The 21589-nt window shown below is 72.6% G+C and carries 16 protein-coding genes, 2 tRNA genes and 1 pseudogene; 5 read left to right on the top strand and 14 right to left on the bottom strand.

The genetic code is table 11. The features are described from left to right. Window positions 1-20: 20 nt before the first annotated feature. The 6 genes from ACZ60Q_RS08475 to ACZ60Q_RS08450 all read right to left on the bottom strand — a co-directional run bounded on the left by ACZ60Q_RS08475 (window position 21) and on the right by ACZ60Q_RS08450 (window position 3811). Window positions 21-767 carry a response regulator transcription factor gene (locus tag ACZ60Q_RS08475; protein ID WP_469630243.1) on the bottom strand — a complete coding sequence of 249 codons (747 nt, stop codon included), beginning with the start codon at window positions 765-767 and terminating at the stop codon, window positions 21-23. 177 nt (window positions 768-944) lie between these two features. Then, window positions 945-1826 (bottom strand): amidohydrolase family protein, encoded by an 882-nt coding sequence (locus tag ACZ60Q_RS08470; protein WP_469630240.1) that lies wholly within the window; start codon window positions 1824-1826, stop codon window positions 945-947. 23 nt (window positions 1827-1849) lie between these two features. Further along, window positions 1850-2782, bottom strand: a complete 933-nt coding sequence (locus ACZ60Q_RS08465) for a DUF2797 domain-containing protein (protein WP_469630238.1) — start codon at window positions 2780-2782, stop codon at window positions 1850-1852. Window positions 2783-2841: 59 nt separating this feature from the next. Next, window positions 2842-3141, bottom strand: a complete 300-nt coding sequence (locus tag ACZ60Q_RS08460) for a hypothetical protein (RefSeq protein WP_469630235.1) — start codon at window positions 3139-3141, stop codon at window positions 2842-2844. 268 nt (window positions 3142-3409) lie between these two features. Further along, window positions 3410-3482, bottom strand: a tRNA-Arg gene (locus ACZ60Q_RS08455). Window positions 3483-3720: 238 nt separating this feature from the next. After that, window positions 3721-3811, bottom strand: a tRNA-Ser gene (locus ACZ60Q_RS08450). A 292-nt stretch (window positions 3812-4103) separates the two neighbouring features. Here ACZ60Q_RS08450 and ACZ60Q_RS08445 point away from each other — a divergent pair. Both ACZ60Q_RS08445 and ACZ60Q_RS08440 read left to right on the top strand, forming a co-directional pair. Then, a complete protein-coding gene (locus ACZ60Q_RS08445) occupies window positions 4104-4676 on the top strand; it encodes an SSI family serine proteinase inhibitor (RefSeq protein WP_469630232.1) in 573 nt (190 codons plus the stop codon). Window positions 4677-5011: 335 nt separating this feature from the next. Then, entirely contained in the window at window positions 5012-9217 is a 4206-nt protein-coding gene (locus tag ACZ60Q_RS08440; RefSeq protein WP_469630229.1) for a hybrid sensor histidine kinase/response regulator, read from the top strand. A gap of 182 nt (window positions 9218-9399) precedes the next feature. Here the strand turns inward: ACZ60Q_RS08440 and ACZ60Q_RS08435 are convergent, their stop codons facing one another. The 8 genes from ACZ60Q_RS08435 to ACZ60Q_RS08400 form a co-directional block, all read right to left on the bottom strand. Continuing rightward, the gene (locus tag ACZ60Q_RS08435) at window positions 9400-11052 is read right to left on the bottom strand and encodes a long-chain fatty acid--CoA ligase (RefSeq protein WP_469630226.1); all 1653 of its coding nucleotides are present in this window, start codon (window positions 11050-11052) and stop codon (window positions 9400-9402) included. A gap of 228 nt (window positions 11053-11280) precedes the next feature. Beyond that, window positions 11281-11844, bottom strand: coding sequence for a SigE family RNA polymerase sigma factor (locus tag ACZ60Q_RS08430; RefSeq protein WP_469630223.1), 564 nt, complete (start codon window positions 11842-11844; stop codon window positions 11281-11283). A gap of 171 nt (window positions 11845-12015) precedes the next feature. Beyond that, window positions 12016-13182, bottom strand: coding sequence for a lipid-transfer protein (locus tag ACZ60Q_RS08425; protein WP_469630220.1), 1167 nt, complete (start codon window positions 13180-13182; stop codon window positions 12016-12018). Next, window positions 13179-13631, bottom strand: a complete 453-nt coding sequence (locus ACZ60Q_RS08420) for a MaoC family dehydratase (protein ID WP_469630217.1) — start codon at window positions 13629-13631, stop codon at window positions 13179-13181. Before ACZ60Q_RS08420 ends, ACZ60Q_RS08425 begins: the two co-directional genes overlap by 4 nt. Next, a complete protein-coding gene (locus ACZ60Q_RS08415) occupies window positions 13628-14671 on the bottom strand; it encodes an acyl-CoA dehydrogenase family protein (protein ID WP_469630214.1) in 1044 nt (347 codons plus the stop codon). The genes ACZ60Q_RS08420 and ACZ60Q_RS08415 overlap by 4 nt, the downstream gene beginning before the upstream one ends. A gap of 1 nt (window position 14672) precedes the next feature. Further along, the gene (locus ACZ60Q_RS08410; protein ID WP_469630211.1) at window positions 14673-15650 is read right to left on the bottom strand and encodes a bifunctional MaoC family dehydratase N-terminal/OB-fold nucleic acid binding domain-containing protein; all 978 of its coding nucleotides are present in this window, start codon (window positions 15648-15650) and stop codon (window positions 14673-14675) included. Continuing rightward, complete coding sequence (locus ACZ60Q_RS08405; protein WP_469630208.1) at window positions 15647-16876, bottom strand: acyl-CoA dehydrogenase family protein; 1230 nt, start codon at window positions 16874-16876, stop codon at window positions 15647-15649. Before ACZ60Q_RS08405 ends, ACZ60Q_RS08410 begins: the two co-directional genes overlap by 4 nt. Window positions 16877-17113: 237 nt before the next feature. Then, the gene (locus tag ACZ60Q_RS08400) at window positions 17114-17428 is read right to left on the bottom strand and encodes a hypothetical protein (protein ID WP_469630205.1); all 315 of its coding nucleotides are present in this window, start codon (window positions 17426-17428) and stop codon (window positions 17114-17116) included. A gap of 335 nt (window positions 17429-17763) precedes the next feature. On the opposite strand from ACZ60Q_RS08400, the gene ACZ60Q_RS08395 reads away from it, so the two are divergent. From ACZ60Q_RS08395 to ACZ60Q_RS08385, 3 genes and pseudogenes are all read left to right on the top strand, one after another. After that, complete coding sequence (locus ACZ60Q_RS08395) at window positions 17764-18717, top strand: bifunctional DNA primase/polymerase (RefSeq protein WP_469630203.1); 954 nt, start codon at window positions 17764-17766, stop codon at window positions 18715-18717. Window positions 18718-18984: 267 nt separating this feature from the next. Then, a complete protein-coding gene (locus ACZ60Q_RS08390) occupies window positions 18985-21030 on the top strand; it encodes a PA14 domain-containing protein (protein ID WP_469630200.1) in 2046 nt (681 codons plus the stop codon). A 414-nt stretch (window positions 21031-21444) separates the two neighbouring features. Beyond that, window positions 21445-21585: pseudogene (locus ACZ60Q_RS08385) on the top strand (GntR family transcriptional regulator); the annotation flags it as partial. Between the last annotated feature and the right edge of the window lie 4 nt (window positions 21586-21589).

Raw genomic sequence — 21589 nt, 5'->3', positions numbered from 1 at the left:
CACCGCCCACCGCCCCTCGCCTACTCACCGGGCTTGATCAGATACCCCGCGCCGCGCCGGGTGTGGATCATCGGCGCGCGCCCGGCGTCGATCTTCTTGCGGAGGTAGGAGATGTAGAGCTCGACGACGTTGGCCTGGCCGCCGAAGTCGTAGTTCCAGACCCGGTCGAGGATCTGCGCCTTGCTGAGCACCCGGCGCGGATTGCGCATCAGGAAGCGCAGCAGCTCGAACTCGGTGGCCGTGACGTGGATCTCGTCCCCGCCCCGGCTCACCTCGTGGCTGTCCTCGTCGAGCACCAGGTCCCCGACGACGAGCGTGGACTCGCTCCGCCCGGCGGCGACGGCCGCGCCCGAGCGGCGGATGAGCCCACGCAGCCGGGCCACGACCTCCTCCAGGCTGAACGGCTTGGTCACGTAGTCGTCGCCGCCCGCGGTGAGCCCGACGATCCGGTCCTCGACGGCGTCCCGGGCGGTCAGGAAGAGGACCGGCACGTCGTCGTACTCGCGGCGCAGCCGGCCCAGCACGGACAGCCCGTCCATGTCCGGGAGCATCACGTCCAGGACCACCGCGTCCGGGCGGAAGTCCCGCGCGGCCCGGACGGCCCCGGCCCCGTCCCCGGCGCTGCGCACCTCCCACCCCTCGTACCGCAGGGCCATCGAGAGCAGCTCGGCGAGCGGGGCCTCGTCGTCCACGACCAGGACCCTTACGGGGGTACGGTCCGGCCTGAGCAGTTCGGTACGCCCCTGGGGCGAGGTCATCGTCGTCATGGGGACCACTCTCTGAGACACCCGTGAGAGAAGCCTGACCCGTTCCTGTGAATTGCCTGAGAAAGCCGTCCGCCGCGTTGATTTCGAGAGAGGCACGTCCGGGGACCGTCAGAACCGGGTGGGAACCGTCAGGACCGTCAGAACCGGGTGGGGACCGTCAGAACCGGGTGGGGACCTTCAGAACCGGGTGGGGAACAGCGCCTCCGCGTTCCCGTGACAGACCGCCCGCAGCCACTCCTCCCCCAGCCCGAGCCGCTCCAGCGCCTGGAGTTGATGGACGTACGGGTAGGGAATGTTCGGGAAGTCGGTCCCCAGCAGGATGCGGTCCCCGAGGTCGGCGAGCCGCCCCCGCTCCGCCGCCGGGAAGGGGCTGAACCCCTCGCTGAAGTCGGTGAACGCCATCGTCGTGTCGAGCCGGACCTCCGGATACGCCTCCGCCAGCGCCAGGAACTCCACGTACTCCGGCATCCCCATGTGCGCGACGACCAGCCGCAGCCGGGGATGACGCGTCAGCAGCCGCCCGATCGGCCCGGGCCCGGTGTGCGCGCCCGGCGTGGGCCCCGACCCGCAGTGCATGACGACCGGGATGCCGGCCTCCGCGAGCAGCCCCCACACGGGCTCCAGGAGCGGGTCGTTGGCGTCGTACGCGCCGACCTGGAGGTGCGACTTGAAGACCCGCGCCCCCGCCTCGACGGCCTCCTTCACGTACACCTCCACGCCGTCCTCCGGGAAGAGGGTCGCGGTGTGCAGGCAGTCGGGGGTCCGGGCGGCGAAGTCGGCGGCCCAGCCGTTCAGCCAGCGGGCCATGCCGGGCTTGTGCGGATAGAGCATGGAGGTGAAGCGCAGCACCCCGAACGACCGCAGCAGCTCCAGCCGCCGCTCCTCCTCGTACCGGTAGGTGATCGGCCACTCCAGGCCGGTGAGCGGCCCGACGGCGTCGAAGTAGGCCCATACCTTGCGCAGGACCTGCTCCGGCATGAAGTGGGTGTGCACGTCGATGATCCCGGGCAGCCCGAGCCGCTTCCAGAACCGCACCACGTCGTCGCTCTCCGGCCCCACGGACGCTCTCCCTCGGTCGACGGTCAGAACAGCCCACCCTGCACACCGCCGCCGCCGATGTCGATGAGGGGGACACGTACATCGCTCTCCGCCGCCCCGGGCACGGCCCCTCCGGAAGCGCCCCTTGCGGACGCGCCCCCTCCCGGCACGGCCGCGAGGTCCCACCCGGTGATCAGCCGCGTGTCCAGGACGACCACGCCCACGCCGTCCACCGCCAGGTGCAGATCGGGCCCGGCCGCCGCGACGAGCCGCCCCGCGACGACGCCCCCGTCGACCAGCTCCCGCACCGACCGGACGGGAGCGGGCGCCCGGTCGATCCCGAAGACCTCCGCCTGATCGACGACCTCGAGGGGCAGCCGCTCCAACGACTCGGGCCGGCCGTGCCCTTCGAGGCGCCCGGCCCGCCCGTACAGCTCCGCCACCTCGGCGGCCCGCTCCTCGCGCCCGGGCAGTCGCCCGCGCACCGCCCGCTTCCTGGCGTACGGGATCCGGTCGGGCACTCCGAGGGCCGCCCGCAGCACCTCCTCGGTCCGCCGGGCCGCCATGAGGGGCCCGCGCCCCAGCCAGCTGAAGACCACGGCCCCCTGCTCCCTCAGCCGGGCGGCCCCGCGCTCCTCCCCGGTGATCCCGACCTTGACCATGCCGGGACCGAACCACGCGAGGTACACGCGGTACGTCCGGGGGTCGTCCGCCATCGTGTCGGCGGCCACCGAGTGCGCCCGGTCCAGCCGCGCGCACTCGGCGCACCGCCCGCCGGTGGAACGCCCCGGCACCACGGCGCCCAGCGGGCACACGTTCCCCCGGGCTCCCACACAGCGCCGCTCCCCGAGAGCCCGGAACCCGAGGCCGGCCCCGTACGCGAGCACGCTCACCCGCCGGTCACCGCCCCTGCTCCACCCCAGCTCGGGCACCTCGCCGGGCCACCGCACCCCGGCGCACCACCACCCTCCGGACACCCCGACCCCGCTCTCCTCCACCGGCACCAGATCACCGGTCGCGCACCGGTCCGGCGATGCTACGCGCAGCCTCCGACGCCCTGGATCCGCCGCCGCATCGCGGCCATGCGCCGCTCGAAGCGCCGGTGGAACCAGATCATCCAGCCCATGAACGCCACGCCGAAGCCGAGGCCCCACAGCCCGATCGGCACGTTGCCCGCGGCGAACCAGAGGAACGGCATCCCGAAGAAGATCAGCCCCAGCAGCGGGAAGGCCCACCACCGGCCCTGCCAACGCCCTCCCCGCTCCCGCTCCCGCTCCCGCTCCCGCTCCCGCTCCCGCTCCCGCTCCCGCTCCTGCTCCTGCTCCTTCGAGCCCACCGCCGACCTCCGAGCTGGACGCGTCCGTCATGCCCCGCACCTCGTCGGCTACCCCGCCACCACGGCGAAGGCTCCGGCCGTGGCGGCGGCCGGTAGACGAACGCCACGTCCGTTCCCCGATCCGTGTCCGATGCGAACGCGTCCCCGCCCCTGGTGTCCATGGGCGGCGAGATCCTGACGAGGCAGCACCCACGCAACCCGACCACCGCCCGCGCGGGGAGAACGCCAGAGGCCCCCAGGATTTCTCCTGGGGGCCTCTGGCCTGCTGTGCACTCGGCAGGATTCGAACCTGCAACCTTCTGATCCGTAGTCAGATGCTCTATCCGTTAAGCTACGAGTGCTTGGCGTTCCGGGCTTTTTCTTCCCGGTCGGCGTTGCGAGAACAACATTACATGACCTGCGCCGTGACGCGAAATCCATTGGCTGCACCACTGCCGACCTGCGGAAACGGCCTCCCGAGGCTCATCTCGGCCACCCTCCCGAACCAGCCACGATCCGGCCCCGGAACACCCTCCCCGCCCTCGCGTGCCCCGGAACGACCGAAGCCCCGCGCCAGGGGCGCGGGGCTTCGGGATGGAGCGGAGGCGGAGGGATTTGAACCCTCGATGGGCTTTAAGACCCAAACCGCATTAGCAGTGCGGCGCCATAGACCGGACTAGGCGACGCCTCCTCCACACACCTCGCGCGGACGCGAGTGGTGCGTGCAGATGATGACACAGTCGAGTGTCGTGCCACCAATCGCGGCCAACGTTACTAGGCCTCCGGGGGCCGGGGCAAAGCAGTTCGGCGTGGTGGCGCAACGTCCGGGCGCGGTGCGCGTTAGAGAGGGATGGGGGCCCCGGTCTCCGTCAGTTGTCGTCGCCCGTCAGTCGTCCGTCAGCCGTGGCTCCGGGGCGGGGCCGTGATCGTCCGTGACCGCCGCCCGTGGCCGACCGTGCTTGCAGAGATCCTGGAGCTCCCGCATGCTGCGCCGTCTCGCCCTCACCGCCGTCGTCTCGCTCGCCGCGCTCGCCACCGCCGTACCGGCCTCGACCGCCTCCGGCCCCGCGTCCTCCGGGCCCGTGCCCTCCGCCGTGCCCACCACCGGCCCGTTCGCCGCCGCCCGGCCCGCCCTCGGGCCGCTCCCGCTGCCGGTTTCGGAGCTGCCCGGGTTCCTGAACGGCGGGGTGGGGGAGGGCCCGGGTGAGGCGGGCGAGGTTCTGACGCGGCTCACCGTGTCCGTCGAGAACACCGGGGTCGCCGGGGCCGACGGCACCTTCGAGCTGGAGTGCGGGCCCACCGGGGGCAGTCACCCGCAGGGTCAGGCGGCCTGTGACCGGCTGGCGGAGGCCGGCGCCACCCGGTCCGGGCGGCAGGAGCTGTTCCGGCCGACCCCCGAGGGCACGATGTGCACGATGATCCACGGCGGCGACGCCACCGCGCGCATCGTGGGCACCTGGGAGGGACGGGCCGTGGACACCACCGCGAGCCGCCGTGACGGATGCGAGATCGCGCGCTGGAACAGCCTCGTGCCGGTACTCCCGGACGTTCGATAGTCCGTCAGCGGCGGCGTAGAGGCGTTGGTCCGTCGGCGGCGGTGCCTACGGCGGTCGCCCTTCCGTGCAACCGCCGTAGGCGGCTCCAGGGGCCCAGCAGGACCTGAAGGGCCTGGCCGCACCGCGCGTCCGCGCACGTCACCGGGTGCGCGGACACTCACGTCATGGGCCTGCGGCATCCACGGCGCGCACAGAACCTTGGTGAGAGCTCCCCCTCATCCGCCGCCCCCGGGGCCTCCCCTGCCCTTAGACTCCTCCAGTGACAGTGCGCGGCCCGAGGAGCAAGATGGGGCCCGCTGTCGGCAAGGTGCGGTAATCAGGGAGGAAGCGTCGTCGTGAGCAGCAGGCCGTCCCGAGGCACTGCTCGCCTCGCAGCCATACTCGATGCCCTTCCTGACGGACTTCTGCTCGTCAATTGCAACGGCACGGTCGTCAACGCCAACACCATCGCCCTCGAAATGTTCGAGACCCCGGGCACCGCGCTCGTCGGTCGCGGACTGCTCGATCTGCTGCCGGAGTTCGACTCCAGGCTGATCCCGGGTTCGATGCGCCGACCCGAGACCGCGGACGAGCAGGGCAGGACCAAGCCGACGCGGATGACCGCGCGGCGCACCGACGGCAACGAGTACCCCGTCGAGGTCACCAGCGCGAGCCTGGAGAGCGGGCAGGCCGCGTACAACGACATCCACTCCAGCTACACCGGTGACGAGCTGCTCATGCTCGTCGTGCGGGACCTCTCCGGCACCGTCGACACCGAGGCGGAGCTGGCCCGTTCGCAGCGGCAGACCGAGATGATCCTGCGGGCCGCCTCCGAGGGCGTCGTCGGCACGGACACCGACGGGCGCGTCGTCCTCGTCAACCCCGCCGCCGCTCAGATCCTCGGCTTCCGGGCCAGCGACCTCGGCGGCCAGGAACTGCACCCGCTGATCCTGCACTCGCGGGCGGAGGGCGAGCCGTTCCCGTACGAGGACTCCCCGCTCGCCGACACCCTCAAGTCCGGGCGCAAGCACCGGGTGCGCGGGCAGGTGCTGTGGTCCAAGAGCGGCGCGCAGGTGCCGGTGGACCTCACGACCGCGCCGGTACGGGACGGGGACCAGCTCGTCGGCGCGGTGATGACGTTCACCGACCGCCGGCCGTACGAGGAGTTGTCGGCGCAGCACGAGAGCGTCGTCGCCGAGCTGACCACCAGCCACTCCGCCGAGGTCACCGCGCTCAAGGAGGCGCACGCCGCCGGGCTGGCGGCGCTGAAGGAGGCGCACGCCGCCGAGCTCGCCGACCGTAGCGAGCGGTACGCCGCCGAAATCGAGGGACAGGCCGAGCTGCTGGCCTCCCTGGGCGCCCAGCACTCCCAGCTCACCGCCGTCCTCGGCGGTTCGCTGCGCGGGCCGCTGGAGGAGCTGCGCGGCGAGCTGTCCACGCTCGCCTCCGACCCGGCCGGGCAGCTGTGGCCCGAGGCCAACCAGATCCTGCACCATCTCGCCGCCGGGTACGCCCGGATGACCACGCTCGTCGACAACGTGCTGGGGTACCAGCGCCTGGACGCGGGGGTGGAGGGGCTGCGCAAGGCCCCGGCGATGGTGGACGGGATCGTCACGGGCGGTATCGACGGGGCGGTCGAGCTGATCGGTCCCGGACGCGCCCAGTTCGCCGTGCACGCTCCGCCGATCGAGGCCGAGGTCGACGCGCCCCGGCTCGCGACCGCCATCGCCCACCTCGTCGCGGACGTCTGCGGTGTCGATTCGACCGGCAAGACCCGGGCGGTTCCCGGAGGCGGCTATGTCGACTCCACCGTGGTCGTGGCCGCCGCCCAGCGCGGTGACGTCGTACGGATCGAGGTGCGCGGCCCGTTCGCCGGGGGTGACCCCGTGCATGGGCCGATCGTGCGCGGCATCGTCCGGGCGCACGGCGGGGTCCTCCAGACGCACGAGATGCCGGGCATGAGCGGCAGCGCGTACGTGCTCGACCTGCCCATCGGCACCGCGTCCGGCACGATCGCGCCCCCGGCGGGGGACGGGAACGCCCGGCCGCAGGAGCCGGCGCCCGCCACCGCCCCGCCCGAAGGCCTCGGGGCGCCGGGCGTCACGAGCGGCGGCCGCCGCCGGGCGCGCAGGTCCTCCACCGACGCGTTCCTGGACAGCCCCGGCGGTACGCCGGAGAGTGTGGGCGACAACGCGGCCGGCACCGTGGATCCCGCTCCCGAGGACCATCCGGCCGCCGAGCCGACCGGGCGGCGGCGAGCGCGCCGCGGACCGGCCGCGCCCGAGGAACAGCAGGCCCCCGAGCTCATCCCGGCCCCGCAGGGCGAGGGTTCCGGGCGTCGGCGCGGCCGTCCCAGCCCGGCCGAGGCGATCCCGGGCACGGTTCCGGCAGACGCCGGGTCCGCCGTGCGGGAGCAGCCCCGGCCACCGCAGCGGGGGGCGCTGGCCCTGACCTCCGCCCCGTCCGCGGCGCCCACCGCCCCGTCCGAGGGGTCGGTCGTCACCGCGGCCGAGAACGCCCAGGGTGGTGGTCGCCCGCAGCTCGGGCAGACCGTGCCGCCGCAGGGTGTCCCGGTGGATCCGCAGCAGCCCGTACCGCCCACCGGACGGCGGGCACGTCGTGAGGGCGAACCCGCCCGCCCCGCCCTTCCCGCCCTTCCCGCCCTCACCTCCGGCAACAGCGGCAACAGCGGTAGCAGCGGTAACAGCGGTAACAGCGGTAACAGCGGTAACAGCGGCAATGAAGGCTACGGCGGCTACGGAGGTCACCCCGGCCCGGAGCAGCCCCAGCAGTCCGGAGGGCGGCGTGCCCGGCGCGCGCTGGCCGCTGCCCAGGAGCGCACCGCGGCCGAGGCCGGACCGCGGACCGCCTTCGCCCTGCCGCCTGCCGACGCGGACCGGGCGCCGCTCGCCCCCGACGCCCCGGTGGCCCCCGGCGACGGGGCGAGCACGCACCACGCGCGTACCGCACCGGAGGCCGGTCACACGCCCCCGCAGGCGCACCCCGTCGCCCCGGCGCACACCGGCCCGCAGACGGACGGAACCTCCGGGCAGGACTTCCCCGGCGCCCCCGCAGCGGCCCACCGCCCCGGGGCGGCGCCCCACGCGCCCGGCCCGCACGACGGTGGCGTACCGAAGGCTTCGAGCCCGGCGCCGGAGCTCGCTCCGTGGGGCGACACCGGGCAGACCGCCCACACCGGCACCGGGCGGACCACCCACACCACCGGCGTCGCGGCCGTCGCCGATCCGGTGGCGCACCCGGCCGACGATGACGCGGGCGTCCCCGCCCCGGACGCGCGGCGGCAGCCACTGCCCGCCGAGGAGCCGATGCCGGACGGCAGCAACCCCGACTCGACGCAGGGGAGGGCCTTCAGCGTACGAACGCTGGGCCAGGGCGTGCCGTTCGCCCAGCACCTCGCGCATCAGCAGAACCAACCGCAGAGCCTCGGCGGGGCCGGCCGGCGCCGCAAGCTCGCCGCTCCGCCGGAGGGCGACCGCACCCCGGCCCGGGCCGCCGACGACCGGCCGGGCCCGGCCGAGCCCACGGGTCCCGCGCAGGCTTCCGGGCCGCAGCAGAACCAGACCCGAACCCATCCCCAGGATCAGGACCGGCGGCCGGACCGGGCGCAGGAGTCCGGTCGGCCGGGTCAGCCGGCGCAGGCCGGGCCCGGTGCCGCCTACGGCGAGGGGCAGCTGCTCGCGCCGCCCGTCGCGGAAGGGCGCGCGTACGCCATAGGGGCCCCCGACGAGGGGGCGGAGGGTCCCGAGCCGCTGGACGGGCCCGGGGGCGCGGTCGAGGTCGCCAACCGGCCGCACCCGCACCCGGTCGACGACGAACTGCCGCCCGAGCCGCTGGACAACCCGCGTCGGCTGCTGGTCTGGCCCGCGCCCGACGTGCCGACCCAGCAGGCGCTCAGCGACCGGGGCTACCGTCCGGTGATCGTGAACTCCCGCGAGGAGGTGGACGCCCAGATCGCCGCGTTCCCCGCCGCGCTCTTCGTCGACCCGCTGACCGGCCCCATCACCCGTACCGCGTTGCAGTCGCTGCGTCAGGCGGCCGTCGCGGCCGAGGTCCCGGTGCTGGTCACCGCCGGTCTGGGGCAGGCGACCCGGGAAGCGGCGTACGGCGCCGACCCGGCCGTCCTGCTCAAGGCGCTGGCACCCCGTGACAGCGAACAGCATCCCTCGAGGGTGCTCCTGATCGAGGAGCACGAGGAGATCGCGGTGGCGCTGACGCAGACCCTGGAGCGGCGCGGAATGCAGGTGGCGCGTGCCACGACGGACAACGAGGCCGTCGACCTGGCGGGCCGGATGCGGCCGAACCTCGTGGTGATGGACCTGATGCAGGTACGCCGCCGACGCGCCGGGATCATCGACTGGCTGCGGGCCAACGGGCAGCTGAACCGGACGCCGCTGGTCGTCTACACCTCTACCGGGATGGACCAGGCTGAGCTGCCACGGCTCGCATCGGGCGAGACCGTCCTCTTCCTGGCGGAACGGTCGACCAGCGACGAGGTCCAGTCGCGGATCGTCGACCTGCTGGCGAAGATCGGCACCAACTAGACGGATGCGGAAGGCAGAAGAAAGCAGAACAGGGCGAGGGCGGTACGGGTGTCCCGTACCACCCCCGCCCTGTTTCACGTGAAACCGAAAGGAACCGAAGCCTCAGAGCCGGGTGACGTCTGAACCGGGTGACCTCAGAGCCGGGTGACCTCAGAGCCGGGTGACCTCAGAACTGACTGACGTCAGAGCTGAGTGACGTCCAGCTCGCCTTCCGCGTACTGCTTGCGGATCGCCTTCTTGTCGAACTTGCCGACGCTCGTCTTCGGCACCGCGGCGATCACCGACCAGCGCTCCGGCAACTGCCACTTGGCGATGCCCGACTCGGCGAGGAACGCCTTCAACGCCTCGTAGTCGGTTCCGGCGGCACCCTCCTCGAGGACGACGGTCGCGAGCGGCCGCTCGCCCCACTTCTCGTCCGGCACGGCGACGACGGCCGCCTCCGCGACGTCCGGGTGGGCCATCAGCGCGTTCTCCAGCTCGACGCTGGAGATCCACTCCCCGCCCGACTTGATGACGTCCTTGGCCCGGTCGGTGAGGGTGAGGTAGCCGTCGGTGCTGATCACGCCGACATCGCCGGTCTTCAGCCAGCCGTCCTCGCTGAACTTGTCCTCGGGGCGCAGGTGCTCGCCGTCGGCACCGCCGTAGTAGGCGGCGGCGATCCAGGCTCCTCTGACCTCGAGTTCACCGGCCGACTCGCCGTCCCACGGAAGGTGTTCGCCGCCGGGGCCGACCAGCCGTGCCTCGACCCCGGCGGGGAAGCGGCCCTGGGTGACCCGGTAGGACCACTCCTCGTCGGCGCTCAGGCCGGCGGGCGGGCGGGCCATGGTGCCGAGCGGCGAGGTCTCCGTCATACCCCAGGCGTGGCAGAGCCGGACGCCGAGCTGCTCGTACGCCTCCATCAGCGAGGGCGGACAGGCCGCGCCGCCGATGGTCACGTTGGCCATGGAGGTGAGGTCGCGCGGGTTGGCGGTGACCTCGGCGAGCAGGCCCTGCCAGATGGTGGGAACGGCGGCCGCGTGCGTCGGGCGCTCGCTCTCGATCATGTCGGCGAGCGGGGCGGGCTGCAGGAAGCGGTCCGGCATGAGCATGTTGGCGCCGCTCATGAACGTGGAGTGCGGCAGCCCCCAGGCGTTCACATGGAACTGGGGCACGACGACGAGCGTGGTGTCCTTGTCGGTCAGCCCCATCGACTCGGCCATGTTGACCTGCATCGAATGCAGGTAGATCGAGCGGTGCGAGTAGACGACGCCCTTGGGTTCGCCCGTGGTACCGGAGGTGTAGCACATGGCCGCGGCCTGGCGTTCGTCCAGCTCCGGCCAGTCGTACGTGGTGGGGCGGCCCGCGATCAGTTCCTCGTACTCGTGCACGCGCGGCGTGACACCGGCGAGGGCGGAGCGGTCACCGGGGCCGGACACGACCACGTGCTCGATGCTCGGCAGGTGGGGCAGCAGCGGCACGAGGAGCGGCAGCAGCGAGCCGTTGACGATCACCACCTTGTCGTCCGCGTGGTTGACGATCCAGGCGAGCTGCTCGGGCGGCAGCCGGAGGTTGAGGGTGTGGAGCACGGCGCCCATGGAGGGAATCGCGAGGTACGCCTCGACGTGGACGGAGTTGTTCCACATGAGCGTCGCAACCCTCTGGTCGCCGTCGACGCCCAGCTCGTCGCGTAGCGCGTTGGCCAGCCGGGTGGCGCGCGCGCCGATCTCGGCGAAGGTGACACGGTGCGGCTCGGGTTCGCCGGTCCAGGTCGTGACCTGCGACTTCCCATGAATCGTCATCCCGTGGCGCAGGATGCGGGTGACGGTCAGCGGTACGTCCTGCATGGTGCTCAGCACGGCGTCCTCCCGGTAGGCGCTACGCGGCAGTAAGGTTCCGCTGATTCTGCGCACATACCATGCGGTATGTCACTACTCGCGGGAAAATTCCTGCCGGGGAGCCGGGTTCGGGGCCCTGTGGCCGAACCTGCTGGGTCGCCCGGATTCCGTGCCGCGTCACCCGGATCCCGTGCTGGGCCGTCCGGATCCCGTGCCGGGCCCTCCGGATCCCGTGCCGGGCCGTCCGGATCAGCGGACCGGCGTCAGTTCCGGGTCCTCGCGGAGTTTGCCGAGGGCACGGGAGACGGCGCTCTTGACCGTACCGATCGACACGCCTAGCACCTCCGCCGTCTGGGCCTCGCTCAGGTCCTCGTAATAGCGCAGGACGACCATCGCGCGCTGGCGGTCCGGGAGCTTGAGCACCGCGCGCCACATCGCGTCGTGCAACGACTGCTGCTCGGCCGGGTCCGGCGCCGGAAAGGCCTCCCGCTCGGGCAGCTCCTCGCACGCGAACTCGTCGACCTTGCGCTTGCGCCACTGCGAGGTACGGGTGTTGAGCAGCGCCCGCCGGACGTAGCCGTCCAGCGCCCGGTGGTCCTCGATCCGCTCCCACGCGACGTACGTCTTGGCGAGCGCGGTCTGCAGCAGGTCCTCCGCGTCGCACGGGTTCGCGGTGAGCGAGCGCGCGGTACGCAGCAGGACCGGTCCACGGACCCGTACGTACGAGGAGAACGACGCGTAGGACGCGTGGGGGTGGCCGGCGGCGGTGGCGGAGGCCGCCCTGGAGGCGCCCGTGCAGACTGGCGTGGTCATGTACCCAACGCTAGGAGCGGGCACCGCCGAGGGGATCGCCCCCAGGTCCCGAAGCGTCGTCCGCCTCAGGTTGTAGGGGGTGTGCACCCTGCACCTCCTGAAGGTGGACGGGCCTCCGCCCGCCCGTAAGGGTCCGCCCCCGAGAGCCTCCCGGGGGCGGGGCATCGCCGCTCAGCCGTCCGCGCCGATGACCAGGCCCGACGTCGGAACCCCTGTACCGGCCGTGACCAGCGACCTCGCCGCCCCCACCACCTGGTTGACCGAGGTCCCGCGGATCTGCCGGACGGCCTCCGCGATGCCGTTCATCCCGTGGAGGTACGCCTCCCCCAGCTGACCCCCATGGGTGTTCAGGGGCAGGGCGTCGGCCGCGACGAACGCCCCGGCCTCGCCGGGACCGCAGAAACCGAACTCCTCCAGCTGCATCAGGACGAACGGGGTGAAGTGGTCGTAGAGGATGCCCACGTCGATGTCGGCCGGGGACAGCCCGGAGCTGCGCCAGAGCTGCCGGGCGACCACGGCGGTCTCCGGCAGGCCGGTCAGCCCGTCCCGGTAGAAGCTCGTCATCTGTTCCTGCGACCGGCCCGCGCCCTGCGCCGCCGCGACGACGACGGCGGGCGGGCACGGCAGGTCCCGGGCGCGCTCCAGGCTGGTGACGACGAGAGCCTGGCCGCCGTCCGTCTCCTGGCAGCAGTCCAGCAGTCGCAGCGGCTCCACGATCCAGCGGGAGGCGGCGTGGTCGGCGAGCGTGATCGGCTTCCCGTGGAAGTACGCCGCGGGGTTCCGCGCCGCGTGCCGCCGGTCGACCACCGCCACGTGCCCGAAGACCTCCGGATCGAGGCCGTACGCGTGCAGGTAGCGCTGGGCCGCCATCGCCACCCAGGAGGCCGGGGTGAGCAGCCCGTACGGCAGGTTCCAGCCGAGCGCCGCGCCCTCGGCGGTGGGCTCGCGCCGTTGGACGCCGGAGCCGAAACGGCGGCCGGAGCGCTCGTTGAAGGCCCGGTAGCAGACGACGACGTCAGCGACCCCGCTCGCCACCGCCAGGGCGGCCTGCTGCACGGTGGCACAGGCCGCGCCGCCGCCGTAGTGGATCCGGGAGAAGAACGACAGCTCGCCGATCCCGGCCGCCTGGGCGACGGTGACCTCGGGGCTGGTGTCCATGGTGAAGGTGACGAGCCCGTCCACGTCGGCGGGGGTGAGGCCCGCGTCGTCGAGGGCGGCGCGGACCGCTTCGACGGCCAGCTTCAGTTCGCTGCGGCCGGAGTCCTTGGAGAACTCGGTGGCCCCGATGCCGACGATCGCGGCCTTTCCGCCGAGTGAGTCGGCCCTGCGGATGCTCATGCTCCGGCCCTTTCGCCGCTCGGCGCCGGGAGGATCACGGTGACCGTGCCGGTGACGTGCCGGCCGATGCCGTTGTCGCCGGCGACCTGGACGGTCGCTTCGGTGGGTCCACCGGCTGATGCCCCGGCTCGCCCACCGGCGGTCAGCTCGGTGATGCGGCCGGTCAACCGCATGACGTCCCCGGGATAGTTGGGAGCGCCGAGGCGGATCGCGACCTTGCGGAGGACGGCGGTCGGGCCGAAGTGGTCGGTGATGTAGCGGCCGACGAGCCCGTTGGTCGTGAGGATGTTCATGAAGACGTCGGGGGAGCCCTTCTCCCGTGCCAGGTCCGCGTCGTGGTGCACGTCCTGGTAGTCGCGCGAGGCGATGGCCCCGGCGACGATCAGGGTCCGGGTCAGCGGGATCTCCAGAGGCGGCAGCTCATCACCGACGCGGTACGCCCGCGTCACGACGCGTCCTCCTGACAGCTGTCCCCGAGCAACAGGCCCAGCTCCTGAAGGACTTCGCTGCCGCAGCCGAGATACGCGTCGAGCTGACGGCCCCAGAGGAAGTGCCGGTGCACCGGATGGTCGAGGTCGGCCCCGGTGCCGCCGTGCAGGTGCTGCCCCGCGTGGACGACCCGCTTGCCCGCCTCCGAGGCCCACCAGGCAGCGGTCAGCGCCTGTGCTCCGCACTCCCTTCGCTCGTCGTGCCGCCAGGCCGCCTCGTACGCGGTGACCCGGATCGCCTCGGTGTCCATATGGGCATCGGCGGCGCGCAGCAGGACGCCCTGGTTGGTGGAGAGCGGGCGCCCGAACTGCTCACGGGTGGAGGTGTGGTGGACCGCACGGGCGAGTGAGCCCGCGCACACCCCGGCCTGGAGTCCGGCGAACGCGGTACGGGCTGCGGCGAGGACGGCCGCGTACGCCTCCGGCCCGTCGCCGAGCCGCTCTCCGCGCACGCCGTCGAGCACGAGCCGCCCCGCCGACCAGGGCGCGGTCGTCTCCACCGGCACCACGGCCACGCCCGGCGCGCCCGCTTCGACGATCCACAGGGCCCGGTCGGCGTCCACCACCAGCACCAGGGTGGCATCGCGCAGCCAGGGCACCCAGGGCGCCGCCCCGTACAGCGCCCCGCCCGACGTGCGTACGCCGCCACGGGCCGGGAAGGCTCCCGTCGCCACCGCCGTACCGTCGCGCAGGCCGGGGAGCAGGCGCTCGCGCTGCTCAGCCGTGCCGTGCTCGGCGACCGCGAGCAGCCCGTACACGCAGGTGGCCGCGAACGGGACCTGGGCGGTGGTCCGGCCCTGTTCCTCCAGGAGCAGGACGAGGCCGAGCAGCCCGACGTCCTCGACCGCGCCGGGCAGTCCCGCCGCGCACAGCTCCTTCCACAGCTCCGCGTCCGTTCCCGTGCCGGCCGCCGCCAGCCGCTCGTGGGTGGACAGGTCGCCGAAGACGCGCGCGGCCAGTCCCTGTGCGGCGGACTGTTCCTCGCTCGGGGTGAAGTCCATCTCAACCGCCTTCGCTCGCCCGGAAGACCGGTAGTTCCAGGTCGGGGTCCGTGACGAGGAACTCCAGGTGTACGGGCATGCCGACGCGGACCTTGTCGTACGGCACACCGATCACGTTGCTGACGATGCGGACGCCCTCGGCCAGTTCGATCAGCGCGACGGCGTACGGTCCGCCCTCGCCGGACGGGCTGAAGGCGGGGAACGGCGGGTGATGCATCACGACATGGCTGAAGACCGTGCCCTCCCCGCCCGCCTTGACCGTGTCCCACTCCGCGCCACCGCAGGCGTTGCAGCCGGGCAGCCAGGGGAAGCGCAGGGTCGCGCAGTCGGTGCAACGCTGGATGAGGAGCCGACGGTCGGCGACTCCGGCCCAGAACCCGGCGTTGTCGCGATTGATCACCGGCCGGGGGCGCGGCGGAGGGCCGGCGGACCGTTCCTGTCGCGCGGGGCGGTACTTGAGGATGCGGAAGCGGTGCGTTCCGGCGGGTTCGCCGTCGGCTCGGACGTCCGTGCGGGTGGTGACGAAGTAGCCGGTGCCGAGCTTGGTCGTCTTGCGCCGGGAGACGGACTCGATGACCGTGTCGAAGGTGATCCGGTCGCCGGGGCGCAGCGGTCGCAGGTACTCCTGCTCGCAGTCGGTCGCGACGACGGAGGTGAAGCCGCCGCCGTCGAGCAGGGCGAACATCCCGTCGTACGCGGCCGAGCGGCCCGTGCCGTCCGTGTGCCCGGAGAGCCCGCCCATCGTCCACGCCTGGAGCATCGTGGGCGGGGCGACGGCGTCCGGACCCCGGTAGGCGGCCGAGGTGTCGCCCATCGCCTCGCACCAGTGCCGGATCATGGGCTCGTTGACCGGGTCCTTGCCCCTGCCCCCGGTGGCGGCGGCGCGGCCCTCGTAGGCGGCGAGCTGCTCGTACAGCTGATCCCGCACGTCAGACCCCCGGCCGTCACGCTCCCGCACGTCACGCTCCCGCGCGTTCATCGCTTGCTCCGGGGCATCCCGAGCCGGGCCGTGGCGACGATCTCGCGCTGCACCTCGCCGACACCGCCCCCGAAGGTGTTGATCTGCGCCGCGCGGTTCATCCGCTCCAGCTCACCGCCGGGCCCGAAGCAGCCGGGAGAACCACCCCGGAGCAGGGCGGCGTCGCCGACGGCCTCCTGGCACATCCGGTAGACCTCGACCGCGCTCTCGGTGCCCGCGAACTTCACCCCGCTGGCCTCCCCGGGGGCGGGCGCCCCGGCGCCGACGGCGTCGACCAGCCGCCAGTTCAGCAGGCGCGTCGCCGCCAGCCGGGCGTACGCCTCCGCGAGCCGGGCGCGCACCCACGGCTCGTCGATCCGGCGGCGCCCGGTCACGGGATCGGGGGTACGGGCGTGGGCCAGGGCCTCCTCGTAGAAGTCCTCGGCCTGCATGCCGATCGCGGCCAGGGCGACGCGTTCGTGGTTGAGCTGGCTGGTGATCAGCGGCCAACCCTGGTCCTTCGCGCCGACGAGGTTCGTGGCCGGGACGCGTACGCCGTCGTAGTAGGTGGTGGTGGTGGTGACCCCGCCCACCGTCCGGATCGGCGTCCAGGAGAAGCCGGGGCAGTCCGTGGGCACCAGGATGATCGAGATACCTCGGTGCTTGGGGGCCTCCGGGTCCGTACGGCAGGCGAGCCAGATCCAGTCCGCCTGCTGGGCGTTGCTGGTGAAGATCTTCTGGCCGTCGATGACCCAGTCGTCGCCGTCCCGCACGGCACGGGTCCGCAGGGCCGCCAGGTCCGTACCGGCCTCGGGCTCGCTGTAGCCGATCGCGAAGACGAGGTCGCCGCCGAGGATACGGGGCAGAAAGTACGCCTTCTGCTCCTCGGTCCCGTACGCCATCAGGGTCGGGCCGACGGTATTGAGCGTGACCATGGAGACCGGGGCGCCGGCCCGGTACGCCTCGTCGAAGAAGACGAACTGCTCGTCGGGTCCCCGGCCCCGGCCACCGTACTCCTCGGGCCAGCCGAGACCGAGCAGGCCGTCGGCACCGATCCGGCGGAGCAGCCGCCGCTGTTCGCCCGCGTCCGGCCCGGCGACACCGCCGCCTCCGCCCGTCCCCCCGTCCGCCCCCTCATCCTTCCCTCCGCCTTTCCCTCCGCCCGACGGATCGGGCATCAGCGCGCGGAAATACGAGCGGAGTTCGGCACGGAGCCGCTGCTGGCGTTCCGTCGGAGCGAGATGCACGGAGGGGCCTCCCGAGCTGCGGATACGGAAAAGCCGGAACGCTCCCGTCCGGTGACCGGCGTACCCGGCGACCGGCGGCCCACGTTCCGACGTTTCTGACTGTCCGTCAGATACTGGTCCCTGTCAAGACGGCGGCAGCCCGCGCGAGGACACCTGAGTGCCGTCGCGCGGGCTGCCGTTCAAGCTGCCGGAACCCACCCCCCGGGAGGTCCCGACGACGGTGTCACCCGAGGAGGATCACCAGAAGAAGGGCGTGAAGTTCACCGCGACACTGTGGTCCGACTGGTCGATCGGCACGAAGGCGGAGTTGCTCACCTGCGCGGACGTGTTCTGGTTCGACGCACCGGCCCCGACCGCCTGCTGCTGGGTCGTGGACGAGTTGCCGGCGTTGTTGCCGCCGACACCACTGGCGCCGACCGTCGCCACCGCCGCGTTCGATCCGTCGTTCGCGAAGGAGCCGTTGTCCGCCATGGCGACCCCGCCGCAGAGCGCGACGGTCAGCGGCAGAGCAGCGACAGCGGCGAGGGCGCGAGCGGTACGGATACTTGCCATGTCATTTCCTCCAGGAAACGGAATTGCGGCTTCATATTCGACTGGTCCCGGGGGAGTTGGCCGACCACCCCGGTGCTGTTCACAACGTCGCGAGACCAGAGTTGCCCAGCGCGCCCCCGGTGAACTCCTCACCACCTCCCGATTACCCCGCACGCATGAAGAAGAGCGGATAAACCTCCTGAACCGCGCGAAAGTTCAGGTCAGCGAGGTAACCCCGGTGACCCGTTGGCACGCCCGGGAAGAAGCGTTCCGCCACTTGCCTCTCGCGGACGCCTCCACCCCCACTCCGCACCTCCCCCCTTCCCTTCTTCGAACGAGTGTACGAATATGAATCCATGGCCACCATCGACCGGCAGACCCCCACCCTGGCCCTCGCCCACGCCCTCGCCGCCGCCGGGCGCGGGCTCCCCGTCTTCCCCCTGTCCGCGACCAAGCTCCCCGCCCTGCGCTCCCCGCACCGCGGCGAGCAGCGCCCGGCGCACTGCCGGGGCGAGTGCGGGCTGCCGGGGCATGGGGTGCACGACGCCACCACCGACCCCACGGCCGTCCGCGCCCTCTTCGCCGCCACGCCCCGGGCCACCGGTTACGGCATCGCCTGCGGACGGGCCCCGCTCCGCCTCATCGGCATCGACCTGGACATCGACCCCGCGCACGGCGGCGACGCGGCGGGCGCGCTGCGGCAGCTGGCCCTCCAGCACCTGTTCACCATCCCGCCGACGGTCACGGTGCTCACCCCGAGCGGCGGGCGCCACCTCTGGCTGACCGGCCCCACCGACGCGACGGTCCCCAACTCCGCCGGCCGCCTCGCCCCGGGCATCGACATCCGCGGCAGCGGCGGCTACCTGGTCGGCCCCGGCTCGGTCACCACCCACGGCCGCTACCGCCTGGCCCCCGGCACCGCCCACCTCACCCCGGCCCCCTGCCCCCGCGCCCTGCTCCGCCTCCTGACCCCACCGCCCGGCCGCACCCCCCGCACGGGTGCGAGCCCCGTCTCGAGCACCGCGTCCGGACCGGCAACCGGGGCGGACTCCGTCGCACCGGCCACCGTGGCCCGTCGCGGGGAGGGCCTGGTCCAGTTCGTCCTGGCCGCCCACGAGGGCCAGCGCAACACCCGCCTGTTCTGGGCGGCCTGCCGCGCCTACGAGCACGGCTTCGGCGACGCCCTGGCGGACGCGCTCACCGCCGCCGCCGGCCGCACCGGACTGCCGGAACACGAGGCCCGCGCCGCGATCGCCTCGGCGGCACGACTGACCTCGGGACGGGACGGGCAGCGGGACGGCACCGCCTGATGGCCCCCACCCTGCGAGGGGACCGGCGGGCTCCCGCCCACTGCCGACTCCCGGCAGGAAGCAGCCTCGCGGTGTGCCCATCACGCTCCTGCACGCCGTGATTCTCGCCAGGAGTACCGCCTGGACGCCACGCCGTTACAGGTGAGGGGCCGGCACGTTGCCCAAAACACGTGCGTGAGTCCGGACAACCCTGCCTCCGACTCACGAGTCACACAGGCGCCTGACTTTTCCTGTGATCTGCCTTGGTCCGAAAGGGGCCTCTCCTCTGTGATAACTCGTACCCGGCTGTCCGCGTTGGCCGCGGCGGCCGCGCTCGCCACCACCGGCGGCCTGATGACTGCCGCCCCCGCCTCTGCGGCGGTCACCTGCACCTCTCCCGTCTGGAAGGCGCAGTACTTCGGCAACTCCACCTTCAGCGGCACGCCGAAGCGCACCGCCTGCGACACCGCCATCAGCGAAAGCTACGGGCGCGGCGACCCGGCCGGCGTCACGCTGCCCAAGGACGACTTCTCCGTCCGTTGGTCTCTCGAACGTGACTTCGGCTCGGGCGGACCCTTCCGGCTCTCCGCCGCCACGCAGGACGGCATGCGCGTCTACGTCGACGGTGTGCGGAAGATCAACCTGTGGAAGAACGTCTCCACCACCGCCCGCAAGACCGTCGACCTGACCATCCCGGCAGGCAAGCACACGATCCGCGTGGACTACGTCGCCTGGACCGGCGTCGCCAACGCCGCCTTCACGTACACCCCGCGCACCGAGACCGCCGTCGACAAGGTCAAGCCGCTCGCCCCGACCGGCCCCGCCGCCGTGTACGACTTGACGACGACCAGGACCACCCTGCGCTGGAGCGCGAACAAGGAGATGGACCTTGCCGGGTACCGCGTGTACCGCCGGCTGAGCACCACCAACTGGGCCAAGGTCAGCGGGACGCCCCTGCTGACCACCCGGTCCTTCGCCGACGCCCCGCCCGCCACCGGCCAGACCTTTCTGTACGAGGTCCGCGCCGTCGACAAGGCGGGCCGCGAGTCCACCGGCAGTCCGGACGTGACGGCGACGACCGTCGACCGCACCGGGCCGGCCGCCCCCACCGGACTGGTGGTCACCACCGGCGACGGGTGGTACGACACCCTGAACTGGCAGAAGGCCGCCGACACGGCAAAGTACGAGGTGTACGCCTCGCCCGTGCCCACCGGACCGTTCGAGCTGCGCGGCACGACGACCACGACGTCGTACCGGACCGGTGGCGCCGTGAACAAGAACACGTACTACCGGGTCCGGGCCCTCGATGCGGCCGGCAACCCGGGGGCGTACGCGTCGGTCACCAGCGACGGCGTCGACCGGATGTCACCGCAGTCCCCGACCGGCCTCAACGTCGTCGCCCGCCCCGGCTACACCGACCTGCACTGGTACCAGCCCGACGGCTTCTTCGAGGACTACGACAACGGCGGGTACTACCGCGTGTACCGCTCGCCCGGCAAGACGTTCGACCCGGCAGCGCGCACCCAGGTGAACTGCGTCGCGGAGCAGAGCGACGACGCCGGCAACGGCGGCAACTGCTACGACGTGGACATGCCCGCGAACACGTACGTGACGTACGCCGTCACGGCGGTGGACCCGTACGGCAACGAGTCGGCGTACTCCGCCCCGCTCGTCGTCCGCACCGGCGACACCGTGGCGCCCGGCCCGGTCACCGGCGTGAAGGTCACCCCGCGCAACGACGGCATGCTGGTGAACTGGGCCGCCTCACCCGAGGACGACATCGACGAGTACGTGGTGTGGAAGGGCGTCCGGCAGGCCGGCGGCACGGTCAAGTGGCTCGGCCCCGACACCTGCTCGGAGGGCACGAGCAACTGGCTCGCGATCCTCTGCGGCAACCTGCCGGACGGTGAAACGCACGTGTACGCGGTGGTGGCCAAGGACCACTGGGGCAACACGCTGCACCCGAGCGATCCGAAGGTCACCGTGGTCGAGGCCACCGAACTCGACGTCCGGCCCTCCGTGACCGTCACCCGGGACTGGAGCCTCGGCACTCTGGGCCACAACCGGACGGCCCCTCGTCCGTCCGTCGACTGGCAGTGCACCGACATGACCCGCTGCGCCACGGTCACCGGCTACCGTGTAAGCCGGTGGAACCCGGCGGCCAAGGCGTACGAGCCCCAGCACGACGGACTGCTCCCAGCGGGCTCCCGGACCTGGCAGGACGCCACGGCTACGAAGGGGGACACGTACTTCTACACGCTTGAGGCCGTGACGGCCGACGGCACCGTCGTGGGGACATACCCGTGGTACACCGTCTTCCAGGACCGCGTCTGAGAGACGTGGGGGCCCGTCCTCCGAATCTTGCGATCGACCGGTCCCAGGGGCGGGGCCGCCCCTCGAAATCCACGATCCCCGCAACTCCCTGAAATCCAGGGTGTTGCGGGGATCAGTAGAACCCGCCACACCATCCTCCGGGGCGCCGCTGTGTTTCGCCAAGGCGTCGACGTCCACAACTTCCCCCCACCGGGGCTGGGCGAGAAAGTCTCCGATGCCGCCTGCCGTTGCGGGTCCCGAGGAGAGGGCCGGACTACGACATCGGCCTCTCCCCGGCCCGGAGGCACCCCACCGTGCCGGTCATCGCCCAGCCCCGGCACTATGCCGGATCGGGGACCTACGTCGCCGAGCCCCGGCAGCGCGTGAGAGTCGTCCGGTCGTCGGCACGTGAGCAGCCCGGTCGTCGGCACGTGACTCGGCATCCAGAAGGCCGCACTCGTGACGCACATCCGGCGGACGTACTACAGCGACGAGGGCCGCCCCGTGGAGACAGCGGACATCGTGGTGCCCGCAGCGCACTGCGAGATCGTCTACGAGATCCCGATCAGCCGCTGACGAG

It is taken from the genome of Streptomyces sp. NPDC104313, assembly GCF_055583985.1.
Note: the sequence above shows the minus strand (reverse complement) of the source record. Positions and strands in the feature narration are given on the sequence as shown.

Excerpts from the sequence above, each read along its gene's own strand:
- ACZ60Q_RS08475 (WP_469630243.1), bottom strand. The coding sequence starts at position 767 with ATGACGACGATGACCTCGCCCCAGGGGCGTACCGAACTGCTCAGGCCG.
- ACZ60Q_RS08445 (WP_469630232.1), top strand. The coding sequence starts at position 4,104 with ATGCTGCGCCGTCTCGCCCTCACCGCCGTCGTCTCGCTCGCCGCGCTC.
- ACZ60Q_RS08430 (WP_469630223.1), bottom strand. The coding sequence starts at position 11,844 with ATGACCACGCCAGTCTGCACGGGCGCCTCCAGGGCGGCCTCCGCCACC.
- ACZ60Q_RS08425 (WP_469630220.1), bottom strand. The coding sequence starts at position 13,182 with ATGAGCATCCGCAGGGCCGACTCACTCGGCGGAAAGGCCGCGATCGTC.
- ACZ60Q_RS08415 (WP_469630214.1), bottom strand. The coding sequence starts at position 14,671 with ATGGACTTCACCCCGAGCGAGGAACAGTCCGCCGCACAGGGACTGGCC.
- ACZ60Q_RS08410 (WP_469630211.1), bottom strand. The coding sequence starts at position 15,650 with ATGAACGCGCGGGAGCGTGACGTGCGGGAGCGTGACGGCCGGGGGTCT.
- ACZ60Q_RS08400 (WP_469630205.1), bottom strand. The coding sequence starts at position 17,428 with ATGGCAAGTATCCGTACCGCTCGCGCCCTCGCCGCTGTCGCTGCTCTG.
- ACZ60Q_RS08395 (WP_469630203.1), top strand. The coding sequence starts at position 17,764 with ATGGCCACCATCGACCGGCAGACCCCCACCCTGGCCCTCGCCCACGCC.